General features: G+C 42.1%; 10 protein-coding genes and 1 tRNA gene. All 11 read left to right on the forward strand.

All coding sequences use genetic code 11. The annotated features are described in order from the left end of the window. The first annotated feature begins 6 nt into the window (after positions 1-6). The 11 genes from PBF_RS08640 (at position 7) to eno (ending at position 12,383) form a co-directional block, all read left to right on the forward strand. Positions 7-1,431, forward strand: coding sequence for an N-6 DNA methylase (locus tag PBF_RS08640; RefSeq protein ID WP_035329295.1), 1,425 nt, complete (start codon positions 7-9; stop codon positions 1,429-1,431). Then, positions 1,424-2,812, forward strand: a complete 1,389-nt coding sequence (locus tag PBF_RS08645; protein ID WP_035329296.1) for a restriction endonuclease subunit S — start codon at positions 1,424-1,426, stop codon at positions 2,810-2,812. Before PBF_RS08640 ends, PBF_RS08645 begins: the two co-directional genes overlap by 8 nt. 177 nt (positions 2,813-2,989) lie before the next feature. Next, positions 2,990-3,062, forward strand: a tRNA-Arg gene (locus PBF_RS25780). A gap of 345 nt (positions 3,063-3,407) precedes the next feature. Further along, entirely contained in the window at positions 3,408-4,739 is a 1,332-nt protein-coding gene (gene rpoN / locus PBF_RS08650) for an RNA polymerase factor sigma-54 (RefSeq protein WP_035329297.1), read from the forward strand. 17 nt (positions 4,740-4,756) lie between these two features. Next, a complete protein-coding gene (locus PBF_RS08655; RefSeq protein ID WP_035329298.1) occupies positions 4,757-5,005 on the forward strand; it encodes a glutaredoxin family protein in 249 nt (82 codons plus the stop codon). 135 nt (positions 5,006-5,140) lie between these two features. Continuing rightward, on the forward strand, positions 5,141-6,163 hold the full coding sequence (locus PBF_RS08660) for a sugar-binding transcriptional regulator (RefSeq protein WP_035329386.1): 1,023 nt from the start codon (positions 5,141-5,143) through the stop codon (positions 6,161-6,163). A gap of 45 nt (positions 6,164-6,208) precedes the next feature. After that, positions 6,209-7,216: a type I glyceraldehyde-3-phosphate dehydrogenase gene (gene gap / locus PBF_RS08665; protein WP_035329299.1), complete on the forward strand. Its 1,008-nt coding sequence runs from the start codon at positions 6,209-6,211 to the stop codon at positions 7,214-7,216. Between the two features lie 258 nt (positions 7,217-7,474). Then, a complete protein-coding gene (locus PBF_RS08670) occupies positions 7,475-8,659 on the forward strand; it encodes a phosphoglycerate kinase (protein ID WP_035329300.1) in 1,185 nt (394 codons plus the stop codon). Between the two features lie 74 nt (positions 8,660-8,733). Further along, a complete protein-coding gene (tpiA, locus tag PBF_RS08675; protein WP_035329301.1) occupies positions 8,734-9,495 on the forward strand; it encodes a triose-phosphate isomerase in 762 nt (253 codons plus the stop codon). Beyond that, entirely contained in the window at positions 9,488-11,023 is a 1,536-nt protein-coding gene (gene gpmI / locus PBF_RS08680) for a 2,3-bisphosphoglycerate-independent phosphoglycerate mutase (RefSeq protein WP_035329302.1), read from the forward strand. Before tpiA ends, gpmI begins: the two co-directional genes overlap by 8 nt. Positions 11,024-11,087: 64 nt before the next feature. Continuing rightward, the gene (gene eno, locus PBF_RS08685; protein ID WP_035329303.1) at positions 11,088-12,383 is read left to right on the forward strand and encodes a phosphopyruvate hydratase; all 1,296 of its coding nucleotides are present in this window, start codon (positions 11,088-11,090) and stop codon (positions 12,381-12,383) included. The last annotated feature ends 2 nt before the right edge of the window (positions 12,384-12,385 follow it).

A 12,385-nucleotide genomic window follows, 5' to 3' on the forward strand; every position in this document is an offset into this window, starting at 1 on the left:
GAAGAAATGAATAACCAAGAAATCGTTCAAAAACTATGGAATTTGTGTAACGTGTTACGCGATGACGGGATTACGTATCAACAATATGTGACGGAACTAACATACTTACTATTTTTAAAAATGATGAAAGAACAAGAAACAGAAGGAGTTATACCCGAAGGATATCGTTGGGATGACTTATTAAAAAGGGAAGGTTTGGAATTAAAAACCTTTTATCAGCGTCTGTTACTTGATTTGGGAACTAATGAACATGAACGGTTACGTTTAATCTATAGTGATGCTTCTACAAGTATCGCTGAGCCAAAGAACCTTGAGAAAATTATTAAATCAATAGATGCTCTTGATTGGTACAATGCTAAAGAAGAAGGACTAGGCAATCTTTACGAAGGTTTGTTAGAGAAGAATGCGAGTGAAAAGAAATCGGGAGCAGGGCAATACTTTACACCTCGTGTACTCATTGATGTAATGGTTCAATTGATTGATCCGAAAATTGGTGAGCGATGTGCTGACCCAGCAGCTGGAACATTCGGTTTTATGATTGCGGCAGATCGTTATTTAAAAAGTAAAACAGATGATTACTTTGACTTAGATCCCCAGGAGGCTGAGTTCCAAAAAAAAGAAGCATTCGTAGGTATGGAACTTGTTAAAGATACACATCGACTTGCCCTAATGAATGCTTTGCTTCATAACATGGAAGGACGATTAGAACAAGGAGATTCCTTATCAGGGAACGGAAAGTGGATGGAAAATTTTGATGTGGTTTTAACAAATCCACCGTTCGGTACAAAAAAAGGTGGAGAACGTGTATCACGTGATGATCTAACGTATGATACATCTAATAAGCAATTAAATTTCTTGCAATTAATATATAATTCTTTAAGGGATAATGGAAAGTCACGTGCAGCGGTTGTTCTACCCGATAATGTTTTATTTGAGAGTGGGGTAGGTGCGCAAATTCGTCGTGACTTAATGAATAAATGTAATCTGCACACTATTCTACGTTTACCTAAAGGTATATTTTATGCCAAAGGTATGAAAGCTAATGTGCTATTTTTTGAACGTGGACAGACAGATGAAGGAAATACAAAGGAAATTTGGGTGTATGATATGCGAACTAACATGCCGTCGTTCGGTAAACGTACACCTCTCACAGAAAACCATTTTGAAGATTTTATTGTTGCATACAAAAATGCAAATCGTTCAAAAGTACAAGATGAACGTTGGAATGTATATACACGTGAAGATATAGCAAATAAAGATGATAGTTTAGATATGGGCTTAATAGCTGATGAGTCATTTTCTAATTTGGATGATTTACCCAATCCAATCGAATCTGCAGAAGAAGCGATTGAAAAACTTCAACAAGCAATAAACTTATTAAATGGAGTAGTAGAAGAACTACAAGCTATTGAGGTGAGTAGGGATGAGTAAGAAGAAACAGACCTTTGAAGAATTGCTTGAAGAAGCAATTGTGCAAGAGAATGATTATCCTTATGAGATTCCTGAAAATTGGGTTTGGACAAAAATGGGAACTGTTTTTTATGAAGTTAGAAACGGAACTACACTAACTCAAAATAAGTTAGGAGAAGGTTTTCCTGTTACACGAATTGAGTCAGTTCAAAATAATTTAATTGAAAGAAATAGGCTAGGTTATATATCCAATGAAAAATTGAAAGAAAAGGATTTTTATGAACAAGGAGATATTGTTTTTAGTCATATTAACAGTTATGAGCATGTTGGGAAAACTGCATTAATACAATCTGAAAATTTACCTATGGTTCATGGCATGAATTTGCTTAGATTAAGAACAAATAAAACACTTTTTAACCCAGAATACCTTCAATTATTCATGCAAACTCATATGTTTAGAATGTCTGTGCGTGATCGTGTTAATAGAGCTGTAAACCAAGTAAGTATTAATCAAAAAATGTTAAATGAAGTTTTGATTCCTTGTATGCCTGTTTCTGAACAAACCAAAATTGTAAATCAAGTATCTGAATTACAGCTCAAAATAGATGAAGCTAAGCATTTAATTGAACAAGTTAAAGAGACATTTGAACATCGACGTGCAGCAATTTTAGATATGGCTTTTTCAGGTGAACTATCTGAGATTGTTTATAACGAAAGAAACAGTCTTTGGAACATTGTAAATTTAGGAAGCTTGATACTGAGTGGTCCACAAAATGGTCTTTATAAGCCTCAAACTGCTTATGGAGAAGGCAATTTAATTGTTAGAATTGATAATTTCTATAATGGCAACATAAACGATTGGGCGACTTTAAAGAGACTGAGATTAGATGCAAAAGAGGTAAGTCTATACGGGTTAGAAGAAGGGGATATTTTAGTCAATAGGGTTAACAGTATTCAATATTTAGGTAAATCCGCTTTAGTGCGAAATTTACCAGAAGATTGTGTATTTGAGAGTAACGTAATGCGCTTTAAAGTCAATAACGACTTAATTGATAATGAATATCTAATTTTATATTTGAATTCTCATGCTGGATTACGGGAGCTTAGAAAAAATGCTAAACATGCTGTAAACCAAGCGAGTATAAATCAAACTGATGTGAAAAATACAATTGTGCCTTTACCTTCATTAGCAGAACAGAAACTGATAGTTGAAATTGTATCAAAACTAACATTAAAAGAAAAACATGCTTTAACTTTTATTAAAGAGCAACTAAATCAAATTAAAATTTTGAAGCAAGCAATTTTATCAAAAGCTTTTCGAGGTGAACTTGGAACAAATGACCCGAGTGAAGAAAGTGCAATTGAATTAATTAAAGAAATTCTTAAAGAGCAAGTGAAATAATTCTTTGGAAAGACAAAGGGTGTTACACAAGCATATTGTCGAGATAAAGTAATATTTTTTGTTTGCAATTAAGTGCTTGGTTCAGTAACATTGTTTTTAGGGATAACACGCAATGAATAACACCCAAACAAGCATAAGCCATTGATATAACAACGCCTAAGGACGTTTTGATCCAACCGTGGTGCAACGGATAGCACGTGAGATTCCGGTTCTTAAGATGTGGGTTCGATTCCTGCCGAGGGCGCTGCCAAAACTCCTTGTCTGATATGGACAGGGAGTTTTTACTTTTTACGCTATCCGCAAATAAATTCGGCCTATCCGCTCATAAAAAATTGATCCGCAAGTAAATTGGCCATATCCGCAAATAAAATTCCTCTATAAGCACATAAATCTAAAAACTTCCTGAATTTAAGCCTGATTTTCAAAAAAAACCTTAAAATCCGCAGGTTTCACCATTAAAAAAGAATATTCTTCCCTCTGCCATGCATATTGTGAAGTATTCAGAAAGAAGTGCCGGTGCGAATGGCGATTGCCAGGATATTTCCATACAACATTTTCTGTGAATATTGTAAAATGGGGACAGGGGGAATGTACGATGAATTTGAAAGCTGGGTTATGGCAGCAGCAGACAATGAAATTAACAATGACACAGGAGCTGACGCAGGCGATTGCCCTTCTGCAATACAGCACACAGGAGCTTTCTGCTTTCCTGGAAAGCAAGGCGCTTGAAAATCCCCTTTTAAAAGTAGAGTCCGGTCATGTCCAGACGATGGATCCCCGTTATGACCGTGTCAAACCGACAAGGATAAAAGCCGAAAAAGATAAAATAAATTGGATTGAGCAGATTGGCTGCGGAAAGACCATGATGCTTGATGAATATTTGAAATCGCAGCTTCATTTGAAATTAAACAGGGATGAACAAAAAGTGATTGAGCACCTTATTGACAGTCTTGATGAAAACGGTTACTTGCGGGCGGATCTAAAGGTGTCTGCCGATGCTCTTAAAATGCCTCATGAGAAATTGGTGCAGATGCTTGAAGAGCTGCAGGAACTCGAGCCTGCCGGCGTTGGTGCAAGGAATCTTCAGGAGTGCCTGTCCCTGCAGATTAAGAGATTGCCGGAAGAAAATGAACTGGCTGAAATCATTATAGAGGAATACTTTACCCTTTTCGCAGAGAAAAAATGGAAAGAAATTGCAAAACAGCTCGGTGTGGAGCTTAAAGACATACAGGCAGTATTCGACCTTGTTCAGACCCTGAATCCAAGGCCGGCTTCATCCTTCCAAAGCGAGAAATCAGCTTATATAACACCGGACGTGATTATTCAGTGGGATGGCAGCTCATTTTCCGTCAGCGTGTTTGATGAAGTGCTTCCTAAAATAAGTTTTAATGAACCATATTATAAAAAGTTTTCGGCTAGTGGCGATCGAAATGTCAGCCGCTTCCTGCAGGAAAAGCAGCAGGATTATCAATGGATTATAAGAAGCATCGAGCAGAGGAAAGAGACTCTTGCAAATGTGACTCTTAAAATTGTTGAAAAGCAGCAGGACTTTTTCATAAAAGGGCCTTCACATCTGAAGCCGATGACGATGAAGGAAATATCAGATGAACTCGACATTCATGAATCAACAGTGAGCAGGGCTGTCCGGGAAAAATATGCGCAAACGCCATTTGGGACATATGAGCTGAGATCGTTCTTCTCGAGCACGATCAAAACGACTTCTGATGAGAATACATCTTCACAGCAGGTCAAGACGATTATTGGTAAAATGATAGAAAAAGAAAATAAACAAAAGCCTTTATCCGATCAGGAGCTTGTGAAGCTGCTGAAGGAACAGGAGGGGATGGTTGTCAGCAGAAGGACGATAGCAAAATATCGGGATCAGCTGGGCATCCCGTCATCCTCCAAACGGAAAAGGTATGACTGACAAAGGAGATTTGCTGATTGAAACAGCCAGAGCTAGTGTTTTATACACGCAGCAGATGCCCGCTGTGTGACAAAGCCAAGAGTGTGATAGTGGAATTAAAGAAAGAATATCAATTTAAGTTAATTGAGAAAGATATTGATGAGAGCGATGAACTGACTGAGAAGTACGGACTTATGATTCCGGTTGTTGAAATTGATAGGCAGGAAGTGCAGTTCGGGCATATTGACCCCATTACAGTAAGTGAAGCGCTTACAGAAAAAAACTGAGTTTTATCTGTTGATTTCAATACTCACTCTTGCTATTATTGAGGAGAAGCAAGGGTGATTTTTTTTACGGTAAGTGGGACATAATATGTCTATGCGGGACAAAAAATGACCACATATGATGAAGGAGCTTTCCGGATGTACTCACTAATAGATATTCAAAAAAGATTATTGCCTGATATGCTTGCGGTTATGCAGAAGCGCTATGGGATTCTTCATTACATAGGGCTGATGGAGCCGGTTGGAAGAAGAAGCCTTGCAGTTAGTATGGGTTTGACGGAAAGAGTGCTGAGAAGTGAGGTTGAATTTTTAAAAGACCAGAACCTTATCCGCATTTCAAGTACGGGAATGAGTCTTTCCTCCGATGGCAAGGAATTACTCGAAGCTCTTGAAGGAATAATGAGAGATATTTCGGGTATAGCCGTAATGGAGCAGGAATTATCCAGGAAGCTTGGCATTCGCCAGGCGATCATTGTTTCCGGAAACAGCGATGAATCGCCATGGGTGAAGCAGGAGCTTGGCAGGGCCACAGCAATGTGTATGAAAACAAGGCTCGAAGGGAAAAATATCATCGCAGTTACCGGCGGATCCACAATGGCAGCCGTAGCGGAGATGCTTACTCCTGATCTAGCTGAACGCGATTGGCTGTTTGTCCCGGCACGTGGGGGAATAGGTGAAGATGTTAAAAACCAGGCTAACACCATATGTGCCAAAATGGCTGATCATACAGATTCCAGGCACCGCGTCCTGTATGTACCGGACCAGGTAAGCAGGGAGATGTATGAAAGCATTATTAAAGAACCCAATATTAAAGAAGTAATCTCACAGATCAAATCGGCAAGCATGGTTCTGCACGGGATTGGGGACGCTATAACAATGGCGGAACGCCGCAAAACCAGTGAAGAAGACTTAGTTAAAATCAAGCAAGCCAAAGCGGTTGGGGAATCATTTGGCTATTATTTCAACGAAGGCGGCGAGGTTGTACATAAGGTTCAGACCATCGGCCTTCAGTTGGATGACTTATCAGAAATTGAACATGTCATTGCAGTGGCAGGCGGCTCCACAAAGGCTAAGGCCATCGCTGCATACATGAAACAGGCACCATCCTCTACCATTTTAGTGACAGATGAAGGTGCAGCAAAACAGTTGATAAAAGGGTAATCCCTTTTCAAATATAAAATCTACCTTTTCAAGGAGGAAATAATCATGGCAGTTAAAGTTGGTATTAACGGATTTGGAAGAATCGGGCGCGTTGTTTTCCGTGCAGCTCTTAAAAACCCTAACGTAGAGGTTGTAGCAGTAAATGACCTTACAGATGCAAACATGCTAGCACACCTTTTAAAATATGATTCCGTACACGGAACTCTAAATGAAGAAGTGACAGTTGACGGAGATTTCCTTGTTGTTGGCGGCCATAAAGTAAAAGTTATTGCAGAGCGCGATCCTGCTCAATTAGGATGGGGAGATCTTGGCGTAGAAGTAGTAGTAGAATCTACTGGCCGTTTCACAAAGCGTGCAGACGCTGCGAAACATCTTGAAGCTGGTGCGAAGAAAGTAATCATCTCAGCTCCAGCCTCTGACGAAGATATCACAGTTGTTATGGGTGTTAACCATGAGAAATATGATGCTGCAAATCACCATGTAATCTCTAACGCATCTTGTACAACAAACTGCCTGGCTCCATTTGCAAAAGTATTGAACGACAGCTTCGGAATCAAGCGCGGTATGATGACAACTGTTCACTCATACACAAATGACCAGCAAATCCTTGACTTGCCGCACAAGGACTACCGCCGTGCGCGTGCAGCAGCAGAGAACATCATTCCTACAACTACTGGAGCTGCAAAGGCAGTATCTCTAGTATTGCCTGAACTAAAAGGCAAATTGAATGGTGGAGCTATGCGTGTTCCAACTCCAAATGTTTCACTTGTTGACCTTGTTGCTGAGCTTGACAAGGACGTAACAGCTGAAGAAGTAAACAATGCTCTAAAAGCTGCAGCTGAAGGTGACCTGAAAGGCATCCTTGCATACAGCGAAGAGCCATTAGTATCTGGCGACTACAACGGAAACCCTGCATCTTCTACAATCGATGCACTTTCTACAATGGTTATGGAAGGCAACATGGTAAAAGTAATCTCTTGGTATGACAACGAAACTGGTTATTCTAACCGTGTTGTTGACCTTGTTGACTACATCGCTCAAAAGGGACTTTAATCAAAAATATTCGTTTTGCGAAGCATTCACAGGCTGAATTTTTTCTCTGAAAAAACACCTCATCTTGTTGGATATTCAAATCGCTAGCGTCTATAATGGATAAGGGTAAAAGGGGAGCAGGGAAACATTCCCTCTCCCTTTTGTTTTAAGTAAAACTATTTAACCGGGATGGTGCTTAGCTCCGTAACCTGGAGGCTTTTAGTCAATGAGCCGTCAGGCAAGGCGCTTCCGCTTTTCTGGTAAGGAGGTCCTTTTGCTATGAACAAAAAAAGCGTTAAAGATGTGGAGTTAAAAGGTAAGCGTGTTTTCTGCCGGGTTGATTTCAACGTTCCGATGAAAGAGGGACAAGTAACGGATGAAACTCGCATCAAAGCAGCTCTTCCAACGATTGAATACTTGATGAACCAGGGTGCAAAAGTGATTTTAGCCAGCCATTTGGGCCGTCCGAAGGGTTCAGTTGTTGAAGAATTACGCTTAACACCAGTAGCAAAGCGTTTGTCCGAGCTTCTTGGCAAAGAAGTGAAGAAGGCGGATGAAGCATATGGCGATTCTGTAAAAGCGCTGGTTGACACGTTAAGTGAAGGCGATGTTATGCTTCTTGAAAACGTGCGTTTCTATGCTGGAGAGGAAAAGAATGATCCTGAACTTGCAAAGGCCTTTGCTGAACTTGCAGATGTGTATGTAAATGATGCATTTGGAGCAGCACACCGTGCCCATGCTTCAACGGAAGGAATTGCTCATCATCTTCCTGCCGTATCAGGACTCTTAATGGAAAAAGAACTTGATGTACTTGGAAAAGCTCTTTCAAATCCTGAACGCCCATTTACAGCTATTATTGGCGGTGCAAAGGTAAAAGACAAGATTGGCGTAATTGAAAACCTTCTTGAAAAGGTGGACAACCTGATCATCGGCGGAGGGCTGGCTTATACATTTGTAAAAGCAAACGGCCATGAAGTAGGAAAGTCACTGCTGGAAGAAGATAAAATTGACCTTGCAAAATCGTTTATGGAAAAAGCGAAAGAAAAAGGCGTGAACTTCTACATGCCTGTTGATGTCGTGGTTGCAGACGATTTTTCCGAAGAAGCCAATATTAAAACAGTAGCAATTGAAGAAATCCCTTCTGACTGGGAAGCGCTTGATATCGGACCTAAAACGCGCGATATCTACAGCGATGTAATCCAAAATTCAAAGCTTGTCATCTGGAACGGACCAATGGGTGTATTTGAATTAAATAAATTTGCAGGCGGTACAAGAGCAGTGGCTGAGGCTTTAGCAGAAGCAAACGATACATATTCAGTCATTGGCGGCGGTGATTCTGCAGCTGCAGTTGAAAAATTCCACCTTGCTGACCGCATGAGCCATATCTCAACAGGCGGCGGCGCTTCCCTTGAGTTTATGGAAGGGAAAGCACTGCCTGGCGTAGTTGCTTTAAACGATAAATAATTTTTAGTGATAGGCACCACCCGAAATTTGTCGAATATAGGACAATAATTAAAATGCATGAAAGGACGTGCAACATGCGTAAACCAATTATCGCAGGAAACTGGAAAATGCATAAAACACTTCCGGAAGCGAAAGTCTTTCTTGAAGAAATTAACGGCTTAGTTCCCGGGAAAGAGCAGGTAGATACAGTTGTATGTGCTCCTGCCCTATTCCTGGAGCGCCTGGTTGAAAACTCAAAGGATTCAGATGTTGAAATCGGCGCACAGAACATGCACTTTGAAGAAAACGGCGCTTTTACAGGCGAAATCAGCCCTGTGGCACTTGAAGATCTTGGGGTGAAATACGTAATCCTCGGCCATTCAGAACGCCGTGAAATGTTCAATGAAACAGACGAGGCTGTTAATAAAAAGACCTTGGCTGCTTTCAAATACAACTTAACTCCAATCGTTTGTGTCGGTGAATCGTTAGAGCAGCGGGAAAACGGTGAGACAATGGATCTTGTAGGCTCACAGGTTGAGAAGGCCCTAAATGGCTTAACTGAAGAGCAGGTAAAGCAGACTGTTATTGCATATGAGCCAATCTGGGCAATCGGAACTGGCAAATCTTCAACATCTGCTGATGCAAATGAAGTATGTGCACATATCCGCTCTGTTGTTGCAAAGCAATTTTCACAGGCTGCGGCAGATGCAGTCCGCATTCAGTACGGCGGCAGCGTAAAGCCTGCAAACATTAAAGAATATATGAGCCAGCCTGATATTGATGGAGCTCTTGTAGGCGGCGCCAGCTTACAGCCTACAGACTTTCTTCAATTATTGGAGGCAGGCAAGAATGAGTAAATCTCCAGTTGCATTAATCATCTTAGATGGTTTCGCATTGCGTGGCGAGCGGATGGGAAATGCCGTTGCCCAGGCAAAGAAGCCGAACTTCGAACGCTACTGGAACACCTATCCTAACGCAACGCTGACGGCAAGCGGCGAAGCAGTAGGTCTTCCGGAAGGGCAAATGGGAAACTCCGAAGTAGGACACTTAAACATCGGCGCAGGCCGTATTGTTTATCAGAGTCTGACAAGAGTGAATGTGGCCATTCGTGAAGGACAGTTTGAGAAAAATGAAACGTTCCGTTCTGCGATTGACCATGTTAAAAAGAATGGAACGGATCTTCATTTGATGGGACTTCTTTCAGATGGAGGCGTTCACAGCCATATTCAGCATTTATTCGCACTGCTTCGCATGGCAGCTGAGGAAGGCGTGAAGAATGTCTATGTTCATGGATTCCTGGATGGCCGTGATGTTGGCCCGCAGACAGCAGCAGGTTACATTAAAGAAGCGCAGGAAAAAATGAAGGAGTACGGAGTCGGCGAATTTGCGACGATTTCAGGCCGCTATTATTCCATGGACCGCGACAAACGCTGGGAGCGTGTTGAAAAGTCTTACCGTTCCATGGTGTATGGTGATGGCCCTTCATACAGCGATCCATTGGATTTAGTTGAAGATAACTATAAAAATGGTATTTTTGATGAGTTCGTCATTCCATCTGTCATAACAGCTGAAGATGGGAAGCCGGTTGCAACGATTAAGAACAATGATGCTGTCATTTTCTATAACTTCCGTCCGGACCGGGCCATTCAGATTTCGAACACGTTTACAAACAAAGACTTCCGTTCCTTTGATAGAGGGCCAGGACATCCTGAGGATCTATTCTTCGTTTGTTTGACCCACTTCAGTGAAACAGTTGACGGATATGTTGCGTTCAAACCGACGAACCTTGATAATACCCTGGGTGAGGTTCTAGCGCAAAACGGAAAAACACAACTCCGCATTGCTGAAACAGAGAAATACCCTCATGTAACGTTCTTTATGAGCGGCGGGCGTGAAGAGAAGTTCCCTGGTGAAGAGCGGATCCTGATCGACTCACCGAAAGTGGCTACCTATGACCTTAAGCCTGAAATGAGTGCTTATGAAGTGACGGACGCGTTGCTGAAGGAAGTAGAAGCTGACAAGTTCGATGCGATCATCCTGAACTTTGCGAACCCGGACATGGTGGGACACTCAGGCATGCTTGAGCCAACGATCAAGGCGGTTGAAACGGTTGACGAATGCCTTGGCAAAATTGTTGATCTGATTATTTCAAAAGGCGGAAAAGCGATTATCACAGCTGACCACGGAAATGCCGATGAGGTTGTTACGTTAGAAGGCAGCCCGATGACCGCCCACACAACAAATCCGGTTCCAGTCATCGTCACACAGGATGGCGGAGAACTCCGCACAGACGGAATTTTAGGTGACCTTGCTCCAACAGTTCTGGACCTGCTAGGACTGGAAAAACCGGCTGAAATGACAGGAACCTCATTACTGAAAAAATAACTGGTGACAGGCACCACCCGAATTTTGTCGAAAACAATTTTTCAAAATAAAGGAGAGAATTACTATGCCATTTATCGAACAAGTATATGCTCGTGAAGTATTAGATTCCCGCGGGAACCCAACAGTTGAAGTTGAAGTTTTAACAGAATCAGGATTCTTTGGACGCGCGATTGTTCCTTCTGGAGCATCAACTGGTGAGCACGAAGCAGTAGAACTTCGTGACGGCGACAAGTCCCGCTACCTTGGAAAAGGTGTTCAAAAAGCAGTAGACAACGTGAACAACCTGATTGCTGACGCTGTAATCGGCTTGGACGTAACAGACCAGGTCGGCATCGACCGCACAATGATCGCGTTAGATGGAACTGAAAACAAAGGCAAGCTTGGCGCAAACGCAATCCTTGGTGTATCCATGGCTTGTGCCCATGCAGCTGCTGAGTCTGTAGGACTTCCTTTATACCGTTACCTTGGCGGCTTCAACGCGAAGCAGCTTCCAACACCAATGATGAACATCATCAACGGCGGATCTCACGCTGACAACAACGTGGACTTCCAGGAATTCATGATCATGCCTGTAGGAGCTCCTACTTTCAAGGAAGCAATCCGCATGGGTGCTGAAGTATTCCATTCATTAAAGAAAGTTCTATCTGGCAAAGGCTTGAACACTGCTGTAGGTGACGAAGGCGGATTCGCTCCAAACCTTGGCTCAAACCGTGAAGCACTTGAAGTCATCATTGAAGCTATCACAAATGCTGGCTACGAAGCAGGCAAAGATATCTACCTTGCAATGGATGTTGCTTCTTCCGAGTTCTACAACAAAGAAACCGGCAAATACGATCTTGCAGGCGAAGGCCGCACTGGCTTAACTTCAGAAGATATGGTTAACTTCTACGAAGAGCTTGTAAACGAGTTCCCAATCATCTCAATTGAAGATGGTCTTGATGAAAACGACTGGGATGGCCACAAGCTATTAACTGACCGCATCGGCGGAAAAGTTCAGCTTGTTGGTGACGACCTGTTCGTTACAAACACGAAGAAGCTTGCTCAAGGAATCGAGCAGGGTGTAGGCAACTCAATCCTGATCAAAGTAAACCAAATCGGAACATTAACAGAAACTTTCGAAGCAATCGAAATGGCGAAGCGTGCCGGCTACACTGCAGTTGTATCCCACCGTTCAGGTGAAACAGAAGATGCTACAATCGCTGACATCGCTGTTGCAACAAACGCTGGCCAGATCAAAACGGGTTCCATGTCCCGTACAGACCGTATCGCGAAATACAACCAGCTTCTTCGCATCGAAGACGAGCTTGGCGATTTAGCTGTATACGATGGCTTAAAATCTTTCTATAACTTGAGCAAGTAATC

The sequence above is a fragment of the Cytobacillus firmus DS1 genome (assembly GCF_000565285.1).
Taxonomy (GTDB): Bacteria; Bacillota; Bacilli; order Bacillales; family Cytobacillaceae; genus Cytobacillus; species Cytobacillus firmus_A.